This is a genomic window from Sinorhizobium terangae, from assembly GCF_009601505.1.
GTDB classification, from domain to species: domain Bacteria; phylum Pseudomonadota; class Alphaproteobacteria; order Rhizobiales; family Rhizobiaceae; genus Sinorhizobium; species Sinorhizobium terangae.
In genome coordinates, this window is the sequence record NZ_WITC01000036.1 from 257730 (window position 1) to 280104 (window position 22375).

The window sequence follows — 22375 nt, forward strand, 5'->3', positions numbered from 1 at the left end:
GCCGGTCATCCGGCCTACGCCTTGCGCAGATCCAACATTCGGGTTCGCTGGGTATCGGCTTGCGCTCAGCCGATGTCCAATACGCGCGAATCTACCAGCCCCGGATGCGAAGCTAGGTGGCGAAACTTGCGCGAACTTGGTCAGACCGCATTGCGTCGGCTAAAACAACCTCGTGGTTGTTTCTCAGGCATGTAGCGGAAACTGTCGGCTACGGATCAGAATGCCTCGAAGTCGCCGGAGGCTTTGTTCAACGGCTGAGAATGGCCATGGCGCAGCATGCCATTACTCAACGCCTTCTTCATATCGGCAAGCTTGATTAGGTTGACCGCAGTCGTAACGTCGACGAGCCAGGTGTCGGGGATGGATGCCGTGATCGTGTCGATAAACTCGGCCAGACCGCGCGTCTTCTGGACGGCGAGATCGATGCCCTGGAGCACCATCATCTGTTCGGACTCATCCGCTGCGGCCAAGCCGCGATCGCCGTAGAGCTGCGGCTCGATGCGCTCGATGAGATAGGCGACGTCATGGAGCTCGGTGACGATGCGCATCAAAACACCGGGCAAGGATTCTTCGGCGTGAGGCGTATGGCTCTGATAGTCGATCTGCATGGTCTGATCTCACGTCGTCTGCGAATTCGGAAATTGCGTTTCCTGCCGGCTCATGGGTGAGCACGATCAGAAAAATTCGATCGAGCTTTCCACCGGTTTCGGCACGGGCATGGGCCGCTGATCCAACTGGATTGCCCGCTGGGCCTCGACGCCTGTCAAGGCATATTGGCGGGCACGACCCGAGGACGGCCAATATTCCAGCTTGCGGCCGTGCTCCCCGCCCGTGCTCTCACCGACGATGCGGATGCCTTCGTCCAGAAGAAACTGCCGCGCAAAGGCGGCATTCTGCTCACCGACATTCGAGAACCTTGCGATCGTCTTGGCGCCGCCGAAGATCTTGGCTTCCAATCGGTCGCGGCGCGCTCCCTGCTTCAGCAGACCGTTGATCAGCAGTTCCATCAGGTGCACGCCATAGCGCGTGGCATCGCCGCCGGTTGTCGCGGAGCCGGGCAACAGGAAATGATTCATGCCGCCGACACCGATCACGGGATCGCGCAGGCAGGCGGCCACGCAGGAGCCGAGAATGGTCGAAAGAACGATATCCGGATCGTTGACGACCTTGAACTCGCCCTGGATGACGTGCACGCGCCTTCCGGCGGCAGCTGCGGTCGTCATTTCAGCGCCCCGAACACAGCCTCGATTGCAGCCTTCATCTTTTCGATCGTGAACGGCTTGGCGAGAACATTGTTGGCGCCGAGGGCGGCTGCCTTCTGCACCAGCGCGCGATCGCCCTGCGCGGTCAGGATGATGAAGGCCGCCTTCTTCGTCGTCGGGTTCGACCGAACGGCCTGAAGCAGCCCCAGACCATCCATCTTCGGCATGTTGAAATCCGAGATAACCAGATGGTGCGGGTTCTGGGCCATGATCTTCATGCCCTGCTCCCCGTCGCCCGCTGCGGTGATCTGCTTGAAGCCGAGCTGCTGCAGGGCATCGCCCAAGAGCAGGCGGCTCGTGACCTGATCGTCGACGATCAGAACTTTTATTTTTTCGGCGATGGACATTATTCGCTTCCTTCTTTTCGGGCTGCTGCGGTCTTCAGGATCTCCTCCCCGATCGATCCGAGGGGGAGCTGCGTTTCGACAGCACCCAATTCATAGGCAACTCTCGGCATGCCGTAGACGACACAAGTCTTTTCGTTTTGTCCGAAGGTGCGTGCTCCGGCATGTCGCATCTTGAGGAGACCGGATGCGCCGTCACGGCCCATTCCGGTCAGGATGACACCAATCGCATTGCGGCCTGCGAGCTCGGCGACCGAATCGAACAGCACATCGACCGAGGGGCGATGGCCGTTGACAGGGGCGCGTTCGACCAGCCGGCAGCAAGGTGCGGCGGCATTGGCCACCTGAAGGTGGCGTTCGCCGCCCGGTGCCAGGTAGATCTTGCCGATCTCCAGGCGCGCGCCATCGGTCGCCTCCTGTACCGTCGGCGCGCAAAGACGATTGAGCCGCTCCGCAAAGCTCCTGGTGAAAGTGTGCGGCATATGTTGCGTGATCACCGTCGGAGGGCAATTGGCCGGGAACTTCTGCAAGACGGTAATCAGCGCTTCGACCCCGCCGGTCGATGCTCCGATGGCGATGATCTTGCGGCCGGCCCTGTATTCGGAAGCGGCATTGGCGTTTGCGGCAGCCGGCGCGGCGGCCTTGTTGCCGGTGATGATGAGTTTTCGCTGTGACCGGGCGGCCGCCTTCACCTTGTCGACGAGATCGCCAAAGGGATTCGGGTCGCCGGGATGCGGCTTGCCGACACAGTCGAAGGCACCGATTTCAAGCGCGGCGATCGACGCTTCCGCGCCCTTGTGGGTCAAGGTCGAGACCATGATGACCGGCATCGGGCGCAGGCGCATGATCTTGTCCAGGAACTCGAGCCCGTTCATGTTCGGCATCTCGATGTCGAGCGTGATGACGTCGGGATCGAGCTGCTTGATCGCCTGTCGGGCCTCGATCGCGTCGGCCGCCTGACCGACAACGGTGACGTCCGGATCCGCACTGAGCACGGCTGTGATCAGGCCGCGCATGGTGGCCGAGTCATCGACAACGAGAACGCGTGCGGGAACACTCATGCCCGAACTCCATGAAACTTGCCCGTATGGCGATAGGTGGTGATGCCAATGTTGTCGAACTTCGACTTGGCGTCGCCCGACACCCGCTCCGAATGGCCGATATAGAGGTACCCGTTGGTGTTCAGCACATCGGCAAAGCGCGACCAGATCTTCATCTGCGTCGGCTCGTCGAAATAGATCACCACGTTGCGGCAGAAGATGACGTCGAAGGGCCCCTTTACCGGCCATTGCGCCATGAGGTTGAGTTCGTTGAAGGTAATCAGCCGCTTGACCCGATCGTCGATCTGCCATTTGACGCAGCCGCCGACATTGACCTCGCTGAACCATTGCTTGCGCATGGCGGGGTCGACGGTTTCCAGTGCCGTCGCGTCATAGGCACCTGCCCGGGCGAGCGCCAGGATCTTCGGATCGATGTCCGTCGCAAGAATGCGGAAGTCGTAGTCCGCCGCGTTCGGCAGCAGCGAGAGAACCGTGAGCGCGATCGAATAGGGCTCCTGGCCATCCGAGCACGCAGCCGACCAGATGCGAACGCGCCCGCCATTCTTCGCGCGAGCGATGAGGTCGGGCAGCACGTCCGACTTCAGATGCTCGAAGTGATGATTTTCGCGGAAGAAGCGGGTGAAGTTCGTCGTCAGATGCGAGAGCATGTCGCGCCGTGCCGCCGCGCCGGTCGGCGAGGCGACGAGCTGGCAATAGTCGCGAAAGCCCTTGAGCCCGAGATTGCGGATGTGCTTCGAAAGCCGCGAATAGACGAGCGACGCCTTGGATTCGTTGAGGTAAATGCCGGCATCCGCATAAATCATCGCAGCGATTTCGCTGAGATCGCGGCGTGTCAGCGGATACTCGCCGCTTGCAAGGCATTCGTCCGGCGACAGCTTCGGTTCGAGAATGGCCTGGGCTCTCATGCCGCCTCCCTTTCTTCCTGGCGGGGGAAGACCGCTTCGAGTTCGATCAGGCAGATCATCCGGCCTTCGATCGCTAATACGCCTCGGGCGAAGCTCTTCTCGAATTCCGACGAAATGTCCGGCGTCGGCTGGATCTCCTCATCCCTGACGGTCAGGATGTCGGATACGGCATCGACCAAAAGTCCGACCATTTGGCGCTTTACCTGGGCAACGATGATCACATGCCGAACGGTCGGCTCCGCAGGCTTCATGCCGAGACGCGCTGACAGATCGACGATCGGCAACACTGCGCCGCGCAGATTGATCACGCCGAGCACATAGGATGGCGCATGCGGCATCGGGGTCGCCGGCGTCCAGCCGCGAATTTCGCGTACTGCCATAATGTTCACGCAGAATTCCTGATCCCCGACGCGGAAAGCGATGAGCTCCCGTCCGCCAGTCGTCAGATTTTTCGCGGCATAGGTCATGACTGTTATCCGGCTGCAGCAAGCGACATTTCAGGTTTCAGGGATTGCCCGCGCGATGCGGCAACGATGGCGTCGACATCAAGAATGAGCGCCACGCGGCCATCGCCAAGGATGGTCGCCGCGGCAATTCCCGGGACATGGGTATAGTTCGCCTCAAGGCTCTTGATCACCACTTGCCGCTGCCCCTGGATCGCGTCCACCATCAGGGCGCGCTGGCCGCCGCCCTCGGACTCGACGAGCAGCGCCACGCCCTCGACCGGATTGGCCTGCGTCGCGCGGAAGTTCAGGATGCGGCCGACATCGACCAGCGGGCAGAATGAGTTGCGGATCGAGATCAGGCGCTGGCTGGCGCCGAAGCTGTGGATCGCGGAAGCCTCGGGCTGAAGCGTTTCGACGATCGCGGTCAGCGGCACGACCAGCGTCTGGTTGGCGACCGTCACCACCATGCCGTCGAGGACGGCGAGCGTCAGCGGCAGGCTCATCGTGAAGACCGACCCCTGTCCGGGCTTGGACGAGATGTTAATGCGCCCGCCGAGCGCCTGGATCGAGCGCTTGACGACATCCATGCCGACGCCGCGGCCGGAAATGTCGGAGATCTTGTCGGCGGTCGAGAAGCCCGCATGGAAGATCAGGTTGTCGATTTCCTCGTCCGAGAGATTGGCGTCGGCGGCGATGAGATCGTTGTCGATCGCCTTCTGGCGCACCTTCTCGCGATTGATGCCCGCGCCGTCGTCGGCAAGCTCGATGACGATGCGGCCCGAACGGTGCTTGGCCGTCAGGCGCACAGTGCCTTCGGCGCTCTTGCCGGCGGCAAGCCGTTTTTCCGGCGTTTCGAGGCCGTGGTCGACGGCGTTGCGGATCATATGCGTCAGCGGTTCGGCGAGCTTGTCGATGACTGTCTTGTCCACTTCCGTATTCTCGCCCTCGGTGACGAGGCGAACGGACTTGCCGGTCATGTCGGCAATTTCGCGGACGATGCGCGACATGCGCTGGAAGACTGGCTTCACCGGCTGCGCGCGGATCGCCATGACGCTGTCCTGGATCTCGCGGGTGAGCTGTTGCAGCTCCTCGAGGCCCATGTTGATCGACGACGTACCATTGGTGTCGTTCTCGATCACGCTCTGCGACAGCATCGCCTGGTTGATGACGAGCTCGCCGACGAGGTTGATCAGCCGATCGACGCGATCGAGGTCCACGCGGATGGTCGGGGTCGCGGCCGAGGCGGCCTGCTGGGCGGCGGCGCTCGCCGCAGCCGTCGCATTCTTCTGAGCCTCCGCCGGCGCCCGGGTCGACGACTGGGCCATCTGCAAGACATTGCTTGCCGTCTCGGCCGCCGAAACGGCCGCATCGCGGTCGCGGTTGGCGAGTTGTTCTTCCTCCTCTGCCGAACCGGCGGGTGCCTCGTCCAGCAGCGAGAGATCGAAGGGAACGGGCTGCATCGGCAGCTCCTCGTTCGCATCGACCGCACAGGCGTCGGCCAAAGTGATGTCGAGGTCGCAGTCCCATTCCGCGAATTCGAACACTGAGCGGATCGCGTCTTCGCCCTTGTCCGTCTTCAGCGAAATCTTCCACGAGAAATAGGCCGCCTCCGGATTCATCCGGTCGAGCGGCTGCAGGCCATCCATGTCGCAGTGGATGCTCATCTCGCCGAGGCGCGAGAGGTCGCGCAGAAGCAGCGTCGCGTCATTGCCTTTGGCATAAAGTTCGGATTTCGGCCTGAAGACGATCTCGTAGCAGGTCGCCTCGATCAGGGCCGTTTCATCCGCCTCGAAATCCTCGAAGGAAAAGGCAACGGGCTGGAAGCCTTCCTCGTTGAGAGGGGGCGTGGCAACGGGCGCAGGCGCGGGCGCTGCAGCCTTGGGCGCCGGCTCGGCAGCGGAGGTCTGCGGCGGCTCGCCGTTCGCCAGCGCCTCGAGTTCCTTGATCAGTTGGCGGCTGCGGGCCTGGTCGACACTGCCGCCATCCCGGGCAGCATTGGTGAGGTCGGCGAGCACGTCCGCCGACTTCAGCATGACCTTCAGAACGTCCTGGTTGGGCTCCAGCCTGTTGGATCGAACGCAATCGAGCGTCGTCTCGAACACATGCGCGAACGACACGAGATCATCCAGCCCGAACGCACCGGCGCCCCCCTTGATGGAGTGGACCGCGCGAAAGACGGCGTTGACCGTTTCCGGATCACGATCGCCGTCGTTGAGCTTCAGGAGACCCGACTCCAGTTCCGCGAGCTGCTCCTCGCATTCCTGGAAGAAAATCTCTTTGATTTCGTTCATATCCATTGGAGGCTGTCCTCGGATTTCAGGCCGTTACGCGCTCGATTGCATCGATCAGCTTGGTCGGGTCGAACGGTTTGACGATCCAGCCGGTGGCGCCTGCCTGCCGTGCACGGTTCTTCTTTTCGGCGTCGCTCTCCGTGGTCAGCACGAGGATCGGTACGGCGCGGTAACGGTCGTTCTTGCGCACGCCCTCTATGAAACCGAAGCCGTCGAGGCGCGGCATGTTGATGTCCGTTACGATAACGTCCGGATTGGCTTCCTCGAGCACCTCTAGACCTTCGACGCCGTCCTCGGCCTGGATCGTTTCGAATCCGGCATTGTTGAGCGTGACGAGAAGCATGTTCCGGATGGTCCGGGAGTCGTCGACAGTCAGAACTCTCTTCTTCATTTCTCAAATCTCCTTTGCCATCAGGGGATCGATGTCCACGCCGATGAGCTGTGTCGTTTTAACGAAGGCGTCCGACACCTTCGCAAAGGTGAAAGACAGCTGCTGCTCTTCCCAATTTCTTGCACCCGCGATCAGCACCTGAACGCAGAGCGCACCGATCCGCTCGACGGCGGAGGCGTCGATGGCGACCGCGCTGCCTTTCAGCGCCAGCAGCTTTTCATGCAGGGCCGTCGCCTCATTCAGATCGAGCACAGGAGCGAGCCTGAGCGTCTTCTGAGCGGTCTTCTTGCTGGCCATTTCGGTTTTCCTCGCCTGCCTAAATGTCTTGCCCAAGGCTAATGATGCCGCCGCGCAGCTTGTCGCTCCGAGACAGCATCGTTGTCGAAGAGAGCGGACGCGTCGTCCTCGCCGGCCGGCGCTGCCGCGCACTGCGGTGCGCGCGGCAGCGCCGGGCTGCGCGTCGCCGCGGCACGCGCCGCCTGATGCCGTTCGAAACGGAACCTGCGGATGGTCCGGCTGAGCTCTTCGATCACTCCATGAAGGTCGTCCGATGAACTCGCCGCGCTTTCCGCCAGCGCCGCGCTTTGCTGCATTGCTAGCGAGATGCCGCCGATTTCTGACGTCGCGGCACGAAGATCGCTCACCTGATCTTCGGCATCGCGGGCGATGCCCGAAACGGCCGCGTTGATGGAAATCACCTGCTCGACAATGCTGCTGATCGCGTCCTGGGTCCGAGCGACCCTCTCGACGCCGGCCTCGACCTGTGCCTTGGTTCCGGTAACAAGCTGCTTGATCTCACGCGCCGCCTCGCCGGAACGCTGCGCAAGTGCGCGGACCTCCTGGGCGACCACCGCGAAGCCGCGGCCGCTCTCGCCGGCGCGCGCGGCCTCGATGCCGGCGTTGAGAGCCAGAAGATTGGTCTGGAAGGCAATCTCGTCGATCACGCCGATGATCTGACCGATTTTTTCGGCCGATGCCTCGATGTCGGCCATCGCGGAAATCGCCTGGCCGGCAATCTCACCGCTGCGCTCGACGGCAATGCGCGTCGCGTTCGCTTTCGCCTCGGTTTCACCGATGCGCGCCGATCCGGCTTGCACACGTTCGGTCATGCCGCCAAGCGTTGCCGCCTGACGCGAAAGTGCCTCGGCTTCGCCTCCAGCCTTGCCAGAGAATTCAGCCGCGCGGGCGTGCAGCTGCGAGACCATCGCTTCTGCCGTTACGCTACGCTCGTCCGCGGATTGCAGGGCAGCCTGAATCTGATCGAGGGAGGCATTAAGGCGTGTGACGATCGGTTGATATGCATCCGAAGCGTCTTCCGGCAGGCGGACAGCAAGGTCGCCGTCTCCGAGAGCCTGCAGAAAGTTTGCGAAAAGATCGCTGACTTCCGTCTCGTCGTCCCGGCGCTGTTCGGCGAGCTGCCGCTGATGCTGCTGCCTCAGCGCATTGAAACGCAGCGACACCGCAATCTCCGTGTCGACGAAGGTGGTGCGCACGAGCGCAGCGACAAGGGCGCAGAGTTCCTTCTTGCGCGCCTTGCCGAAGGGAAGCAGTGAGTTGGGCCACGCGTCCTCGATAAGACCGGTCAGCAAATGCTCCAGCACTACCGCATGGCCGGCGACCTGCCAGCGCGGGTCGAGCCCCATCCGGCCTTCCGTATCGGCAAGCACTTTCACGCGCTCTGCATAAAGCCCGTCGAAACGGGCATCGGTCAGCACGTTCCAATGCGACGACTGCAAATCGTGCAGGCGATCGAGCTGGCGGTCGCTGTCGAAATGGCGGGCGGCCTCCGGATAGGTCTGGAACCTTTGAAAGAGATCGCGAAGCGCAAGGTCGATGCGCGGCGAAAGGGCCTGCCGATGGTGGCGCAGAAGCGCGCAGCCGTCTTCGTCGAGCCCGGCAAAACGCAGGCGCTCAAGCAAGCTTCCCGCTTGGCCCTTCCTTGCCTGTTCTGACGACGCGTCCTGCTTCACACCAATCCCCGGCCTGTTGCACAATCGAAACTCGCCTGGGGAGGGCCGGCCAGCAAGCCAGCGGTGGGCACATCCGATCAATGTGATCAGCGCGCCGCAGCGTCTGCCATCGTCCATCCCGCAAGTAATTTCGGTGAAGAATAGATACCGGACCGGAACCGGTACGGCGGTGCGGCGTCATGCCTTGAGGAGTAGCTGAGACTTTCCTATTCCGACGTGTACGACCATGTTTATGGTTAATTCGTTGCTTGAAAGTTAACGGTTCCTGGCCCGCAATTGGATTCGCTAAAGTTCGCGGATGACTTGTGGACCACCGGTTGTGCAATGCAACGGGACGGCGTTATTCGATCAAACAACAACAGGTTTTCAATCACAAGAGTTTAGAGTTGTGCTTCTACTTGCCATCGCGTATCGAAGCGCAAGTGGAAAAGGCGCAGGCCGCCGGCAGTAACTTTCACACGGGCTGGGCGACATCATGATGGTGCGCCGACGGGAAATGAACAATGATTGTTCTTGGAATAGGCGCCGCCATCACTGCAATCCTGACAATGGCGGCAATTTCGATCGTCATCAATCTTGAACACAACCGGTCGCTACGCCGGAACGCGGTTTTCTGATCGACCTGCGCGATGCAACAGCTCTACTTGGTAATGTACATCACATTACAGCGGGTAGACTTTAGGCATTGACTGCGCGCTTTACGTGCGCCGCAGTGAGCGCTCGCCATTCCTCGGCATATTCCGCATAGCCATCCGAGACGGTATCCTTGAAGGGTTCCGCCCCCGTGTGAACACGAACGCCGGCCACGAGACAGGCTGCACCAAGGCTGGTTCCGGTGGCACTGTGGCTGCCGGCAAGGACCGGTCTGGCCGTGGCTGCGGCAAGCATCCGCAGGTAGGCGGCGTTGGCGGCGAAGGGTCCTTCGACGACGATCTCTCCCCTTGCTCCGATGAGATCAAGGCATGTCGCCGTCATCAGGGCGAGATGAAAGGAGACGACAGCAAGCCGCTCGTCCGGAGCGAGCGCCCTTTCGTCGGTCGTCCAGCACGCACGGGTCGAAGGAAAAGGACCCGAGCCGACGGGCACCGATGGCAGCAGCATGTGGCGAGCGTCCAGAACCTTGCCTTCCGCCTCCAGGGAACCGGTGGGCGGGTCCTCGCCGACAAGCGTCGAGAAGGCGCGACCGCCCATGAAACGGGCCGAGGGGACCGGATCGCCAAGCGCGTTGACGTTGATCAGCGTGTCACGTTTCTCGTCGAGATCCACCCTGTCGCCGCCGACCGACAGGATCACAACCCAGGTACCGGTCGAAACAACCGAGAACGGGGCGCTGCGGGTCAGCAGATGCGGCAGCAATGAGGCATTGGAGTCATGGATCCCGCAATAGACCGGCAGATTTCGCGGCAAGCCCGTTTCGTCCGCCAGCTGTTGTCGCAGCCCGCCCAGCACGTCGCTCGCCTTGCGCACGGGCGCGAAGAGTTTGCGCCAGCCGAGTGCCCCGACCATCGATGAAAACGCCGCGGCTTTCGGATTCCAGAGGTCGGTGTGGCAGCCGAGCGAGGTCAATTCGTTCGCCCTTACGCCTGTCAGCCGGTAGGACCAGTACTGCGCATAGGTCAGGATCGTCGTGACCTTCGCGAAGTGCTCCGGAAACATGCGCGCCTGCCAGAAGAGCTGTGCGCCGACATTCAGGCCCATCGGAAGACGCGCCGAGCCGGTCTCCGAGAACGGCGCACGAACCCGGTCATAATCCTCCGCGAGCGCATCCGGCCCGGTGAACTCGTAATCCAGAACCGGCAGCGCAAGATTGCCGGCATCGTCGAGCAGGACGGCGGTCGCCCCGTGTGTCGCAACCGATATGGCGTCGACCTTGTGCTCGCGATGAAGTGCCGCGAGACTGTCGAGAACGAAGCGCCAAAGGCGCTCGATATCGAAGTGCGGGTAAAGGCCGTTGTCGACCACGCCATTGCCCGTCTTGCGCACGGCGATTTCCTCGAACCGGTCGAGATCGACCAGCGCGACCTTGGCGTTCGTCTTGCCTATGTCGATGACAGCGACCGTCTTCATCGTCAGCTCAGATGGAAAACAGTCTTCAGCGGTACGGCGACAGGCTCGTTGTCGTCATGCGTCTCCATAATATCGGCCATATGGGCCCACCACTTTTGCATGACCGGGTGCGAGGGAAGCTCCGCCATCCCGTGCGTGTCGGTCCGCCAGAGCACGCCGAAAAGCAGGTTGGTCTCTTCGTCGAGATGGATCGAATAGTCGGAAATTCCCGCTTCCTTGAGCAGAACGACCAGTTCAGGCCAGATCGCGTCGTGGCGCGCCTGGTATTCGGCGGCCATGCCGGGATTGAGGCGCATGCGGAAGGCATATTTTTCCATCGATAACCTCAATGTGCGAGGCGGCGGCGCGCACGCTGCCAAAGGATCGGCAGGGCGATGACCGAGATCAGCAGCAGGCCGATGAAGATCGACATGACGATGCCCGGCACGTTCAGGAGGCCGAAGCCGAAGGTGACCATGCCCATGATCAGCGCCGCCAGCACGACGCCGGGAATGGTACCCGAGCCGCCGAGAATGTTGACGCCGCCGAGAACGACCATCGTTACCACTTCCAGTTCCCAGCCGAGTGCGATCGACGGGCGTGTCGAGCCAAGGCGCGAGGTGAGGCAGATCGAGGCGAGGCCCGCCATCAGCCCGGTCAGCAGGAAAAGGATGAACTTCACCCGCGCGACGCGCACGCCCGAAAAAAGCGCTGCGGTCTGGTTGTTGCCGATCGCATAGACGGCGCGGCCGAAATTCGTCTTGTGCAGCAGCACGCCGTAAAGGATGGCAAGCAACACGAAAAGCGTGAACTCGAAGGAGAAGACCCACCAGACATAGCCCTGCCCGAACCAGGCGAAGCTTTCGGGATAGCCGGTAAACGCCTGGTCGCCGAGGACGATGAAGGAGAGCCCGCGAAACAGGCTCATCGTGCCGATCGTCACCACGATCGACGGCAATCCGAGGCCGGTGATCAGCAGCCCGTTGACCATGCCGCAGACGAGCCCGACGCCAAGGCCGATCGCGACGAGCGCCGGCGTATCGACGCCCAATTGCACGGCATAGCCCATTGCCGTCGAGGCGAGCGCAATGATCGATGCGACCGAAAGGTCGATCTCGCCGGAGATGATCACGAGCGCCATGGCGAAGGCAATCATTGCCTTCTCGGTGAAATTGAAGGTGGCGTCGGAGAGGTTCCACGGATCGAGAAAATAGGGCGACGCCAGCGAATTGCCGAGAAAGATCGCGATCGCGACAGCAAGCAGCAGGCTTTCCCAGCTTTTCAGGATGCGGGCACCGCGGCCCTGCAGCCGGTCCGGAATATTGCGGGGAGAAAGGTGAGCGTCCGTCATCAGACCGCCTCCGCTTTTCTAAGAATGACACGGCCCTTGCGCTTCTCGGCGCGGGCGTTGACGGCGACCGCGATGATGATGACCGTTCCGGAAATCGCCATCTGCGCGAAGGGCGATATGTTGATGACCGGTAGCGCGTTCTTGATCACGCCAAGGAACAGGGCGCCCAGCACGGCGCCCGCCACCGAGCCGATGCCGCCGGCAATCGAAATGCCGCCGATGACGCAGGCCGCAATGATATCGAGCTCGAATCCGGCGGCGATATCGACATAGGCGACCGCATAGCGCGACACCCAGAGATAGCCGGAAAGGCCGGCGAGCGTACCCGAGAGGCAATAGGCGAAGAAGCGCGTGCGGCCCACATCGATGCCTGTATAGACGGCCGCATGCGGATTGCCGCCGACGGCATAGAAGGCGCGCCCAAGCGGAGTGCGGCTCATCACCAGGAACATCAGCGCAATCATCAGAAGCGAGAGCCAGGAGAGCACCGGCAAGCCCACAAGGTCCAAACGCGGCAGCGCCTTGAAGGCGTCACTCATCTCGTGCGCGTTGATCCACTTGCCGTCGGTCAAGAGAAAGATCAGGCCGCGATAGATCGTCAGCGTTCCAAGCGTGACGACGATCGGCGGGATGTTGAGTTTCCAGACGAGCGTTCCGTTGATCATGCCAAGCACGCAACCGAGCGCCATCGCCGCAAGAATGACCAGGGGAATCGGCAGGCCGGGAAAGGCGTTGTTCAACATGGCCGCGACCATGCCACTCAGCGCAAGGTTGGCGGCCATCGACAGATCGATACAGCGGGTAAGGATCACCGCCATCTGCCCGAGCGCCAGAATGATCAGAATGGAGGTGTCGTTGTAGACGCGAGCAAAGCTTGCCGGCGTTACGAAAGCGGGGAACCGCAACGCGATCAGGGCGACGAGCGCGACGATGGCGACGACCAGCAGGATTTCGCGATTCTTCAGGAGCTTCGCCATCATGCGGCCCTACCGTTCGATTGCGTTTCGATGCCGGCCGCCGCGCGCACCAGTGTCTCGGCGGTCAGCTCGGCGCGCTCGAAGCGTCCGGCGATCCGCCCCTCACGCATGACGATCACACGATCCGACATGCCCATGATCTCGGGTATTTCCGAGGACACCATAATGACGCTCAGGCCCTCGGCCGCAAGTTCGCTCATGAAGGCGTGGACGGCTGCCTTGGAGCCGATGTCGATGCCCTTGGTCGGTTCGTCGAGGATGATGACCTTCGGCTTGGTCGCGAGCCATTTGGCGATCACCACCTTCTGCTGGTTGCCACCGGAGAGCGTGCCGACGTCCTGGTCGAGAGAGGCAGCGCGGAGGTCGAGGCGCGAGGTGTATTCGCGTGCGAGTGCGAATTCGTTGGCGAGCTTCAGAAAGCCGGAGCGCGAGGTGTGCGACAGCGACGGCAAGGTGACATTCTGGAAGATCGGCATGCCGATGATCGCGCCCTGCCGGCCGCGTTCCTCCGGCACATAGACAATGCCGGCGCGAATCGCCTCGGCGGGGCTTCGGATCACCAGCACTTGTCCGTCCAGCTTAACCGCGCCGGCCGACGGCCGGGTGATGCCGATCAGCGACTGCATGAATTCCGATCGGCCGGCGCCGACGAGGCCGTAGAAACCGAGGATTTCGCCGCGCCTCAGTTCAAAGTTGATGTCCTCGAATTCGGTCGGGTGGCGATAGCCGGAGACGGTCAGCACCGGCTCGCCGATCGCGACCTCCTTCTTCGGATAGACGGACCCGACGGCGCGGCCAACCATCATGCGGACGAGATCGTCCTGGCTCACGTCGGCGATCAAGCCCTCCCCCACCATCGTTCCGTCACGGAAAACCGTGTAGCGGTCGGCGATCCGGAAGATCTCGTCGAACTTGTGGCTGATGAAGAGGATCGCCTTGCCGTCGGCCTTGAGGCGCTCGATCAAGGCATAGAGTTCGTGGATCTCCTTGTGCGAAAGCGCCGCCGTCGGCTCGTCCATGATGACGACGCGCGCATCGACCGAGAGCGCCCGGGCAATCGCCACCAGATGTTTCCTGGCAATTCCGAGGTCGCGCAGCCGGATCGTCGGATCAAAGTCCGCCCCAGCCCGATGCAGCAAGGCCCGCGCGTCGGCATTGAGCTTCTTCCAGTCGATGAAACCGAAACGATTGCGCGGCGCATGGCCGAGGAAGATGTTTTCGGCAACGGAGAGTTCGTCGAAAAGCACCGTCTCCTGATGGATCGCGGTGACGCCGGCACGCGCGGCCGCAAGAGCAGTTGGAAACGTCGTTTCCTCCTCCGCCACACGGATCACGCCGGCGTCGGGCTGATAGATACCGGTCAGGATCTTGACGAGGGTCGACTTCCCGGCACCGTTCTCCCCGACGAGCGCCGTCACCGACCCGGGATAGAGTGCGAGCGAAACATCCGAGAGCGCGCGCACGCCGGGGAAGGACTTCGATATGCCCTCGAGCGTGATGGCGGGCTTCATCCGCGATGTGGTTGTATCCTGCAGCAAGAGAGGGTCCACCAGTTCAGTCGTTTCAATTGGGCGGCGGTCGTTCGTTCAACCGCCTTCGCCGTGAGGCCTCGGCAATGAGGTTGCCCCTCACCCTAACCCTCTCCCCGCTCGCGGGGAGAGGGGACACCGCAGGCGGCCGCCGGATACCTCGACGTTCGTGAGGGCGAGGCAGCGCCGCTTGTTTCCTTCTCCCCGCCTGCGGGGAGAAGGTGGCCGGCAGGCCGGATGAGGGCAACGGCCCCTCGCCTCGCCGATCAGAAGATCTTCGCGAACTCTTCGACGTTCGAGGCATCATAGACGAACGGATCGGCCATGGCCCCTTCATTGTTGTCGTCGAGCTTGACCGTGCCCATGCGGCCCATCTTGAGTTCCGCGCCGGGCTTGGCTTCCGCGCCGCCGATGAGATCATAAGCGATCATCGTCGCCGAGTAGCCGAGGTCGATGGGGTTCCAGATCGCGAAGGATTTCGACGCGCCGGACTTCACGTGGCCCGCCATTTCGGAAGGCAGACCGAGGCCGGTGACGTTGATCTGGCCGATCTTGCCGGCGTCCGTGACCGCCTGCGCGGCCGCAACGATGCCGACGGAGGTCGGCGCGATGATCGCCTTCAGGTTCGGATAGGACTGAATGAGCCCCTGCGTTTCGCGGTAGGACTTGTCGGCAAGGTCATCACCATAGACGGTGGCCACGACGTTGATGCCCTTATAGTTGCCCTGGACCTTCTTCATTTCGGCAATCCAGGTGTTCTGGTTGGTCGCCGTCGCCGAGGCCGAGAGCACCGCGACGTCGCCGCCTTCGGGCAGGTTGTCGGCGGCAAGCTTGATGATCATGTTGCCGATGAGCGGGCTCGATGACGGATTCAGGTGCATCAGCCGGCCTTCCTTGGCGACGCCCGAATCCCAGGAAATGACCTTGATGCCGCGGTCCATCGCCTTCTTCAGCGCCGGCACGAGGGCGTCGGTATCGTTGGCCGAAACGGCGATCGCATCCACCTTCTGGGCGATCAGCGAATTGATCACCTCGATCTGGCCTTCCGCTGTCGTCGAGGTCGGTCCGGTATAGATGACGTCGACATCGCCGAGTTCCTTGGCGGCTTCCTGCGCACCCTTGTTGGCGGCTTCGAAGAAGCCGATGCCGAGCGCCTTGACGACGAGCGCGATCTTCTTGTTTTCCGCATGCGCGGCATTGGCCATGAGCGCCACCGCGACGGCGGCAGTGACCATCAGTGATTTCAAAATTTTCATGACTCTCTCCTCCCTTTGGGCCGCGCGCATTCGGTATGAATGCATCGGTCCGGCCCCTATCTGCGGCCCGCCCGGCCATGCCCGGGATTGCCGCAACGTCCCACTCCCCTCTCCTCGCCCGTGTCAGGCGGGCGATGAAGCACTTTCCATGTCGACGACGGGCTTCGCCTTGGCGATGACCAGATTGACGCCGGCGCCTTCGAGCATCGCGGCATGCCTGTCCTCGATGCCCGAATCCGTGATCACAGTGGCGATGCGCTTCAGTCCGCAAAGTATGAGGCTCGATCGCCTGTGAAATTTCGAGGAATCGACCAGCACGACCAGTTCGTCGGCCTGATCAATCAGTTTCTGTTCTGCCTGGATCAGAAGCGGATCCGCTTCCATCAGCCCGAGTGGTCCGAGCCCCTGTGCGCCCATGAACATGCGACGCGCATAGAAATTGCGCGTCACGTCGTTGTCGAAGGGGCTCAATATGATGTTCTGCTCGCGGTAGATCGTGCCTCCCGAAAGCATCACGGTGTTCTTCGAATGCTTGAGCAGGTGCTCGGCAATTGGGAAGGAATTGGTGAAGACCTGCATCCGGCGGTTTGCAAGAAAATGCACCATCTGGAAGGTCGTGGTGCCGCCGTTGATGATGATCGGCTCTCCGTCCTCGCAAAGCGCAACCGCCTCCTTGGCGATCGCCTGCTTCTCGCGGGCGTGCAGGCCTTCGTTGACGCTGAAGGGGCGACCGGCGAGACCGACGAATTGCGGCGGATTGATCGCCTCGGCACCGCCGCGTACGCGGCGCAGGCGTTTTTGCACGTGAAGAGCGGCGATATCGCGCCGGATCGTCGCCTCGGAACTGTCGGTCAGCTCGACGAGTTCGGGCACCGTCACGACCGGTTTCTCCTGAACCGCAGACAGGATGATCCTATGTCTTTCTTTTTCGTGCATTCGCTCCTCCGATGCCCCGCATGCTTCCATCACTCCCGAGCATTGTCAATCAGTATCAATCATATTTTTTCCTTGTGCAGCGCAATATGAACGATTTTGATCGTTTTTGATTGACATTCGCGCGCCGACCGTGTGATCTGATGCCAATCATGTCGCCGCGGTCCTACTGCCGCCGGATAGCTTACCGGGAGGAATTCAACATGCTCGACAAGCAACAGGGCGCTCGCCTGGCCAATCTCTGGGATGAGGCCAAGGTGACAGGGATGAGCGAGCCGGAGAAGCTTCTCTACCGCTCGAATCTTCTCGGATCGGACAAGCGGATCACCAATTACGGTGGCGGCAATACCTCGGCCAAGGTCATGGAAAAAGATCCACTGACGGGCGAAATGGTCGAGGTCCTCTGGGTGAAGGGATCGGGCGGCGATGTCGGCACCATCAAGCTCGACGGCTTCGCGACCCTTTACATGGACAAGCTCCGCGCCCTGAAAGGCATTTACCGGGGTGTCGAGTTCGAAGACGAGATAGTCGGCTACCTGCCGCACTGCACGTTCAATCTCAATCCGCGCGCCGCTTCGATCGATACGCCGCTGCACGCCTATGTGCCGAAGACCCATGTCGATCACATGCATCCGGATGCGATCATCGCGATCGCTGCATCCCAGAACAGCAAGGAGCTGACCCAGCAAATTTTCGGCGACGAGATCGGCTGGCTGCCGTGGAAACGGCCGGGCTACGAGCTGGGCCTGTGGCTCGAAAAATTCTGCCTCGAAAATCCGAAGGCACGCGGTGTGGTCCTGGAAAGCCACGGGCTCTTCACCTGGGGAGACACGGCCAAGGAAGCCTACGAGACGACCATCGAAATCATCAACCGGGCGATTGCCTGGTTCGAGGCAGAGAATACGGCACCTGCCTTCGGCGGGGCGGTAAAGCCGGCTCTGGATAGCGCCGAGCGCGCGGCGATCGCCAAGCGATTGATGCCAATCATCCGCGGGCTGATCAGCGCAGCGGAGAAGAAGGTCGGACACTTCGACGACAGTCAGGCTGTGCTCGATTTCGTGACATCCAAAAATCTCGAACCGCTGGCCGCGCTCGGAACGAGTTGCCCCGACCATTTCCTTAGAACGAAGATCCGGCCGCTGGTCGTCGATTTCGATCCGGCCAATCCCGACATCGAAAAGACAGTTGCCGGGCTTTCCGAGGCGATCGTCGCCTATCGCGCCGACTATGCCGCCTATTACGAGCGCTGCAAGCGCGCCGACAGCCCGGCGATGCGCGACCCGAACGCCGTCGTCTATCTCGTCCCGGGCGTCGGCATGATCACCTTCGCCAAGGACAAGGCGACAGCCCGCATCTCCGGCGAATTCTACGTCAATGCGATCAATGTCATGCGTGGCGCCTCCGGCGTGTCGACCTATGTCGGCCTGCCCGAGCAGGAAGCCTTCGATATCGAATACTGGCTGCTTGAAGAAGCAAAGCTCCAGCGCATGCCGAAGCCGAAGAGTCTCGCCGGCCGCATCGCGCTCGTCACCGGCGGCGCCGGCGGTATCGGCAAGGCGACGGCCAACCGGCTGATGCAGGAAGGCGCCTGCGTCGTTCTCGCGGACATCGACGAAACGGCGCTCGAGGCGGCGCAAACCGAACTGGCCGGCCGCTACGGCAAGGATTTCGTCCGCTCCGTCAACATGAACGTGACCAGCGAGGCGGCGGTGGAAGCCGGTTTCGGCGACGCGCTCCTCGCCTTCGGCGGCCTCGACATCCTCGTCTCCAATGCCGGGCTTGCCTCGTCGGCAGCGATCGAGGATACGACGCTGGCGCTCTGGAGCAAAAACATCGACATTCTCACGACCGGCTATTTCCTCGTTTCGCGCGAAGCCTTCCGCATCTTCCGCAACCAGAAGGCCGGCGGCAATGTCGTGTTCGTCGCCTCGAAGAACGGCCTTGCCGCCTCCCCCGGCGCGTCCGCCTACTGCACGGCGAAAGCGGCGGAGATCCATCTTGCCCGCTGCCTGGCACTCGAAGGGGCGTCGGCGCAGATCCGCGTCAACGTCGTCAATCCGGACGCGGTGCTGCGCGGTTCCAAGATCTGGACTGGCGAGTGGAAGGAGCAGCGCGCTGCCGCCTACAAGATGGACGTGGACGACCTGGAGGCTCATTATCGCGAGCGTTCCATGCTGAAGCTCAGCGTCTTCCCGGAAGACATTGCCGAGGCGATCTACTTCCTCGCTTCCGACATGTCGGCAAAATCGACGGGCAATATCGTCAATGTCGACGCGGGCAATGCCCAGTCGTTCACGCGCTAATCCGGAGGCTGCCATGACCGAGATGATCAGCAAGGCCGTTGTCGAGGCGGAGAATGCGAGCCGTCGGGACGCGCTCAACCGAGACTATGAAAGCCTCGGCGAAAGGCTTGCCCGCCGCGGCATCGCGATCGACTCCATCAAGGAAAAGGTCGCCGCCTATGGCGTTGCCGTCCCCTCCTGGGGCGTCGGCACCGGCGGGACGCGTTTTGCCCGATTCCCAGGGCTGGGCGAACCGCGCAACATCTTCGACAAGCTCGAAGACTGCGGCGTCATCCATCAGTTGACGCAGGCGACGCCGACCGTCTCGCTGCATATCCCGTGGGACAAGGTTTCCGACCTCAAGGCGTTGAAGGAGAAGGGCACGGCGCTCGGCTTGGGTTTCGATGCGATGAACTCGAACACCTTCTCCGATGTGCCCGGTCAGGCGCATTCCTACAAGTTCGGGTCGCTCTCGCATAGCGACGCGGCGACACGGCGCCAGGCGGTCGAGCACAATCTCGAATGCATCGAGATCGGCAAGGCGCTGGGGTCGAAGGCGCTGACGGTGTGGATCGGCGACGGCTCCAATTTTCCCGGGCAGAGCAACTTCACCAAGGCGTTTGAACGCTATCTCGACGCGATGAAAGCAGTCTATGCGGCGCTTCCGGACGACTGGCGCGTCTTCACCGAACACAAGATGTACGAGCCTGCTTTCTACTCGACCGTAGTGCAGGACTGGGGGACGAATTACCTGATCGCGCAGGAGCTCGGCCCCAAAGCCTTCTGTCTCGTCGACCTCGGCCACCATGCGCCGAACGTCAATATCGAGATGATCGTGGCTCGGCTGATCCAGTTTGGGAAGCTCGGCGGCTTCCACTTCAACGATTCCAAATACGGCGACGACGATCTCGATACGGGGTCGATTGATCCCTATCGCCTGTTCCTGGTTTTCAACGAACTGGTCGACGCCGAGATGCGGGGTGCGGAAGGCTTCAATCCCGCGCATATGCTCGACCAGAGCCACAACGTGACGGATCCGATCGAGAGCCTGATGACCAGCGCGATGGAAGTCTGCCGTGCCTATGCCCAGGCCTTTCTCGTCGATCGCAAGGCGCTCAACGACTATCAGCAGAGCAATGATGCGCTAATGGCGTCGGAAACGCTCAAGGCCGCCTTCAGGACGGACGTCGAACCGATCCTGGCGATGGCACGCCTCGAACATGGCGGTGCGATCGCGCCGGTTGCGACCTACCGCACGAGCGGCTATCGCGCCAAGGTGGCGAGCGAACGGCCGGCGGTCGCCGGCGGTGGCGGCGGTATCGTCTAATCAGTTGCGAGCGATTGCGAGCGGTCGCTCCCAACCCCACATCGCGGAACCGTTGGAAGCGTGCACCGGCCGCCGGAAAACGGTGCAAAATCGCCACACGATAAAATTGCCCCCTATCTGATTTCAAATCCTGATCTATCTTTTCCTATGGATCCACTGGAGAGGAGCGATTCATGGGTATTGAAAGCATCCTGGTATTCCTGATCGTGGGCGCGGTTGCCGGCTGGCTTGCCGGTCTGATCGTCAGCGGCTTCGGCTTTGGCCTGATCGGCAACATCGTCGTCGGCATCGTCGGTGCATTCATCGCCGGCTATCTCTTTCCCGCGATCGGGATCAGCCTCGGCACTGGTATCCTTTCCGCGATCATCCATTCGACGATCGGCGCGATCATCCTTCTGGTGCTGATCCGCATCGTCAAACAGGCATAAGCCTGCTGAAGAACCTTTGCGACCTTTGCGCGTCTGGAAGGACGCGCGGCGCTGCAAGCGGAGGCAACTATGACCGAACTCTATGCCGCAAATATCGAGACGGCCCTCAAAACCTTCATCACCGACCATCGGGGCACGCTGACGCGCGAACAGGCGATTTCGACAATCCTCGAGAGCTGGTTCGCAAGCCACGGCTATCTGCCGCCGCAGCAGGAAGGCCGGCGTCCCGAAGATCTTGACGCCTCGAACGACGATTGAAACACTAACGCCGTCCGCAGCGAGCGCAATCCCGGCTTGCCGCCACACATTCGCATTTTTCCCGACAACCTGTTTTGCCACACAGATTGCCCCCAATGAGCCTTGCTTCCGTCAAACAGTTCTTTTCCGAACACGCGCCTGACATCGATGTCATCGAACTTGCTCAAAGTACCGCCACGGTGGAACTTGCAGCCCAAGGCCACGGTGTCGAGCCCGCGCAAATTGCCAAGACGCTGGCACTCAAGGTCGGAGACGACGTCATCCTGATCGTCACGCGCGGTGACGCCCGGCTCGACAACAAGAAGTACAAGGCCCGCTTCGGCACAAAGGCCCGCATGCTCGGCTTCGACGAGGTGGAGGCGGAAACGGGCCATCCGGTCGGCGGCGTCTGCCCTTTCGGTCTGGCCAAGCCGCACAACATCTATTGCGACGAGTCCCTGAAGGCCTATGACGTCGTCGTTCCCGCGGCCGGCGCGACCAACGCCGCCGTCCATATCAGCCCTGAGCGCATCGCGGAATTGACCGGAGCGGAATGGGTCGACGTCTCGGCGCTGTGAAGCGGAACGTAACCGTCGAAACCGTTAATCTCATTCGACTATCCCTAAACTTTTCCCGGCGGCTTCAGCCGGAAGACGCGCCGCAGCTCGCGAATCTTACGCCTTGCTTCCAGCCATCGGGAGGGATGAGGCTCACCTCCGTAACGGTCCCAGGACGAGTAATGAACGATCTCGGTCAAAAGCGTGAGAAGCGCTAAGGGGACGACGAGATAGTCCCTCCCGACCTGCAAGCGGCGTCGCGCCAGTTGAAGATGCGCAAGCCTGCCTAACGACAATTCGGATACCTCCTCGGCACCGAACAAGGCATGTGCGGTGAGAATCTGCGTGTCCACGGCATTTCGCTCGTAACCGGCGGCAAAGAGCGCTCTCAGCACCTCCCACTCGATACGATGCGACCGGGCAAGTTTCACCATATCGAGAAGATGGCGCAGGTCGATCAAGCCGCGCCAATAGTCGCCGTCCTGGAACTGGTCATGCAAGATCAGGAAGACGATCTGGGCGAAGGGTGACGGGACGTGGACATATCCTCCGTCGAGTGCGAACTGCCGGCTGTGGCGGTAAAGCCATTCGATGTCGCTAAAGGAGGCGGGACCTTTCGGCCGGCATTGCAGATCGATGCTACCGACATCCGTCGGCCGGTCCAATACGGTCGGCAAATGAAACTTCGGGTTTCCCGGCCATGAGCCGTCACCGGCGCCGAGCCGGATTTCATATCCGATGCCCTGAAGCGCTCCGATGCAGGCGGCGATATCGGCGGGGCG

The 22375-nt window shown here is 61.7% G+C and carries 23 protein-coding genes; 5 read left to right on the forward strand and 18 right to left on the reverse strand.

The genetic code is table 11. From position 1 onward, the window contains the following. Positions 1-215: 215 nt before the first annotated feature. The 17 genes from cheT to GHK62_RS09695 form a co-directional block, all read right to left on the reverse strand. Entirely contained in the window at positions 216-608 is a 393-nt protein-coding gene (gene cheT, locus GHK62_RS09615; protein ID WP_153438451.1) for a chemotaxis protein CheT, read from the reverse strand. Positions 609-674: 66 nt separating this feature from the next. Next, on the reverse strand, positions 675-1223 hold the full coding sequence (gene cheD, locus GHK62_RS09620) for a chemoreceptor glutamine deamidase CheD (protein WP_153438453.1): 549 nt from the start codon (positions 1221-1223) through the stop codon (positions 675-677). Next, entirely contained in the window at positions 1220-1609 is a 390-nt protein-coding gene (locus GHK62_RS09625) for a response regulator (RefSeq protein ID WP_034851752.1), read from the reverse strand. The genes cheD and GHK62_RS09625 overlap by 4 nt, the downstream gene beginning before the upstream one ends. Beyond that, positions 1609-2667, reverse strand: coding sequence for a protein-glutamate O-methylesterase CheB (gene cheB / locus GHK62_RS09630; protein WP_153438454.1), 1059 nt, complete (start codon positions 2665-2667; stop codon positions 1609-1611). The genes GHK62_RS09625 and cheB overlap by 1 nt, the downstream gene beginning before the upstream one ends. Next, positions 2664-3572: a protein-glutamate O-methyltransferase gene (locus GHK62_RS09635; RefSeq protein WP_153438456.1), complete on the reverse strand. Its 909-nt coding sequence runs from the start codon at positions 3570-3572 to the stop codon at positions 2664-2666. Before GHK62_RS09635 ends, cheB begins: the two co-directional genes overlap by 4 nt. Further along, on the reverse strand, positions 3569-4039 hold the full coding sequence (locus GHK62_RS09640) for a chemotaxis protein CheW (RefSeq protein ID WP_153438458.1): 471 nt from the start codon (positions 4037-4039) through the stop codon (positions 3569-3571). The genes GHK62_RS09635 and GHK62_RS09640 overlap by 4 nt, the downstream gene beginning before the upstream one ends. Positions 4040-4044: 5 nt before the next feature. After that, entirely contained in the window at positions 4045-6315 is a 2271-nt protein-coding gene (locus GHK62_RS09645) for a chemotaxis protein CheA (RefSeq protein ID WP_153438459.1), read from the reverse strand. Positions 6316-6334: 19 nt separating this feature from the next. Continuing rightward, positions 6335-6700 (reverse strand): response regulator, encoded by a 366-nt coding sequence (locus tag GHK62_RS09650; protein ID WP_065784641.1) that lies wholly within the window; start codon positions 6698-6700, stop codon positions 6335-6337. Between the two features lie 3 nt (positions 6701-6703). Beyond that, a complete protein-coding gene (locus GHK62_RS09655; RefSeq protein WP_153438461.1) occupies positions 6704-6997 on the reverse strand; it encodes an STAS domain-containing protein in 294 nt (97 codons plus the stop codon). 38 nt (positions 6998-7035) lie between these two features. Then, the gene (locus tag GHK62_RS09660; protein ID WP_184108430.1) at positions 7036-8670 is read right to left on the reverse strand and encodes a globin-coupled sensor protein; all 1635 of its coding nucleotides are present in this window, start codon (positions 8668-8670) and stop codon (positions 7036-7038) included. Positions 8671-9348: 678 nt separating this feature from the next. Further along, positions 9349-10743, reverse strand: coding sequence for an FGGY-family carbohydrate kinase (locus tag GHK62_RS09665; RefSeq protein WP_153438465.1), 1395 nt, complete (start codon positions 10741-10743; stop codon positions 9349-9351). Further along, positions 10740-11054: an L-rhamnose mutarotase gene (gene rhaM, locus GHK62_RS09670; protein WP_153438467.1), complete on the reverse strand. Its 315-nt coding sequence runs from the start codon at positions 11052-11054 to the stop codon at positions 10740-10742. The genes GHK62_RS09665 and rhaM overlap by 4 nt, the downstream gene beginning before the upstream one ends. Positions 11055-11062: 8 nt before the next feature. Continuing rightward, positions 11063-12067 (reverse strand): ABC transporter permease, encoded by a 1005-nt coding sequence (locus tag GHK62_RS09675; RefSeq protein ID WP_153438469.1) that lies wholly within the window; start codon positions 12065-12067, stop codon positions 11063-11065. Then, positions 12067-13047 (reverse strand): ABC transporter permease, encoded by a 981-nt coding sequence (locus GHK62_RS09680; protein WP_153438471.1) that lies wholly within the window; start codon positions 13045-13047, stop codon positions 12067-12069. The genes GHK62_RS09675 and GHK62_RS09680 overlap by 1 nt, the downstream gene beginning before the upstream one ends. Continuing rightward, a complete protein-coding gene (locus GHK62_RS09685; RefSeq protein ID WP_153438903.1) occupies positions 13044-14555 on the reverse strand; it encodes a sugar ABC transporter ATP-binding protein in 1512 nt (503 codons plus the stop codon). Before GHK62_RS09685 ends, GHK62_RS09680 begins: the two co-directional genes overlap by 4 nt. Before the next feature lie 284 nt (positions 14556-14839). Then, entirely contained in the window at positions 14840-15829 is a 990-nt protein-coding gene (rhaS, locus tag GHK62_RS09690) for a rhamnose ABC transporter substrate-binding protein (protein WP_153438473.1), read from the reverse strand. A gap of 123 nt (positions 15830-15952) precedes the next feature. Beyond that, on the reverse strand, positions 15953-16765 hold the full coding sequence (locus GHK62_RS09695; RefSeq protein WP_153438475.1) for a DeoR/GlpR family DNA-binding transcription regulator: 813 nt from the start codon (positions 16763-16765) through the stop codon (positions 15953-15955). A gap of 200 nt (positions 16766-16965) precedes the next feature. Here GHK62_RS09695 and GHK62_RS09700 point away from each other — a divergent pair, with 200 nt between their 5' ends. From GHK62_RS09700 to GHK62_RS09720, 5 genes are all read left to right on the forward strand, one after another. Continuing rightward, on the forward strand, positions 16966-19065 hold the full coding sequence (locus tag GHK62_RS09700) for a bifunctional rhamnulose-1-phosphate aldolase/short-chain dehydrogenase (protein ID WP_153438477.1): 2100 nt from the start codon (positions 16966-16968) through the stop codon (positions 19063-19065). 13 nt (positions 19066-19078) lie between these two features. Next, positions 19079-20371 (forward strand): L-rhamnose catabolism isomerase, encoded by a 1293-nt coding sequence (gene rhaI / locus GHK62_RS09705; protein WP_153438479.1) that lies wholly within the window; start codon positions 19079-19081, stop codon positions 20369-20371. Positions 20372-20544: 173 nt separating this feature from the next. Beyond that, a complete protein-coding gene (locus GHK62_RS09710; RefSeq protein WP_153438481.1) occupies positions 20545-20799 on the forward strand; it encodes a GlsB/YeaQ/YmgE family stress response membrane protein in 255 nt (84 codons plus the stop codon). 69 nt (positions 20800-20868) lie between these two features. Continuing rightward, positions 20869-21057 (forward strand): hypothetical protein, encoded by a 189-nt coding sequence (locus tag GHK62_RS09715; RefSeq protein ID WP_153438483.1) that lies wholly within the window; start codon positions 20869-20871, stop codon positions 21055-21057. Positions 21058-21152: 95 nt separating this feature from the next. Continuing rightward, the gene (locus GHK62_RS09720; protein ID WP_153438485.1) at positions 21153-21614 is read left to right on the forward strand and encodes a YbaK/EbsC family protein; all 462 of its coding nucleotides are present in this window, start codon (positions 21153-21155) and stop codon (positions 21612-21614) included. A 44-nt stretch (positions 21615-21658) separates the two neighbouring features. On the opposite strand, the gene GHK62_RS09725 is transcribed toward GHK62_RS09720, so the two are convergent. Next, the coding region (locus GHK62_RS09725; RefSeq protein ID WP_234886835.1) for a nucleotidyltransferase family protein at positions 21659-22375 on the reverse strand (717 nt) is incomplete at its 5' end.

What these genes read in the sequence shown, in the direction of transcription:
- GHK62_RS09695 (WP_153438475.1), bottom strand. Translation starts at nt 16,765, where the DNA reads ATGCACGAAAAAGAAAGACATAGGATCATCCTGTCTGCGGTTCAGGAG.
- GHK62_RS09710 (WP_153438481.1), top strand. Translation starts at nt 20,545, where the DNA reads ATGGGTATTGAAAGCATCCTGGTATTCCTGATCGTGGGCGCGGTTGCC.
- cheB (WP_153438454.1), bottom strand. Translation starts at nt 2,667, where the DNA reads ATGAGTGTTCCCGCACGCGTTCTCGTTGTCGATGACTCGGCCACCATG.
- cheD (WP_153438453.1), bottom strand. Translation starts at nt 1,223, where the DNA reads ATGACGACCGCAGCTGCCGCCGGAAGGCGCGTGCACGTCATCCAGGGC.
- GHK62_RS09680 (WP_153438471.1), bottom strand. Translation starts at nt 13,047, where the DNA reads ATGATGGCGAAGCTCCTGAAGAATCGCGAAATCCTGCTGGTCGTCGCC.
- rhaI (WP_153438479.1), top strand. Translation starts at nt 19,079, where the DNA reads ATGACCGAGATGATCAGCAAGGCCGTTGTCGAGGCGGAGAATGCGAGC.
- GHK62_RS09645 (WP_153438459.1), bottom strand. Translation starts at nt 6,315, where the DNA reads ATGGATATGAACGAAATCAAAGAGATTTTCTTCCAGGAATGCGAGGAG.
- GHK62_RS09720 (WP_153438485.1), top strand. Translation starts at nt 21,153, where the DNA reads ATGAGCCTTGCTTCCGTCAAACAGTTCTTTTCCGAACACGCGCCTGAC.
- GHK62_RS09655 (WP_153438461.1), bottom strand. Translation starts at nt 6,997, where the DNA reads ATGGCCAGCAAGAAGACCGCTCAGAAGACGCTCAGGCTCGCTCCTGTG.
- GHK62_RS09650 (WP_065784641.1), bottom strand. Translation starts at nt 6,700, where the DNA reads ATGAAGAAGAGAGTTCTGACTGTCGACGACTCCCGGACCATCCGGAAC.
- GHK62_RS09625 (WP_034851752.1), bottom strand. Translation starts at nt 1,609, where the DNA reads ATGTCCATCGCCGAAAAAATAAAAGTTCTGATCGTCGACGATCAGGTC.
- GHK62_RS09685 (WP_153438903.1), bottom strand. Translation starts at nt 14,555, where the DNA reads ATGAAGCCCGCCATCACGCTCGAGGGCATATCGAAGTCCTTCCCCGGC.
- GHK62_RS09715 (WP_153438483.1), top strand. Translation starts at nt 20,869, where the DNA reads ATGACCGAACTCTATGCCGCAAATATCGAGACGGCCCTCAAAACCTTC.
- rhaS (WP_153438473.1), bottom strand. Translation starts at nt 15,829, where the DNA reads ATGAAAATTTTGAAATCACTGATGGTCACTGCCGCCGTCGCGGTGGCG.
- GHK62_RS09700 (WP_153438477.1), top strand. Translation starts at nt 16,966, where the DNA reads ATGCTCGACAAGCAACAGGGCGCTCGCCTGGCCAATCTCTGGGATGAG.
- GHK62_RS09635 (WP_153438456.1), bottom strand. Translation starts at nt 3,572, where the DNA reads ATGAGAGCCCAGGCCATTCTCGAACCGAAGCTGTCGCCGGACGAATGC.
- rhaM (WP_153438467.1), bottom strand. Translation starts at nt 11,054, where the DNA reads ATGGAAAAATATGCCTTCCGCATGCGCCTCAATCCCGGCATGGCCGCC.
- GHK62_RS09640 (WP_153438458.1), bottom strand. Translation starts at nt 4,039, where the DNA reads ATGACCTATGCCGCGAAAAATCTGACGACTGGCGGACGGGAGCTCATC.
- cheT (WP_153438451.1), bottom strand. Translation starts at nt 608, where the DNA reads ATGCAGATCGACTATCAGAGCCATACGCCTCACGCCGAAGAATCCTTG.
- GHK62_RS09675 (WP_153438469.1), bottom strand. Translation starts at nt 12,067, where the DNA reads ATGACGGACGCTCACCTTTCTCCCCGCAATATTCCGGACCGGCTGCAG.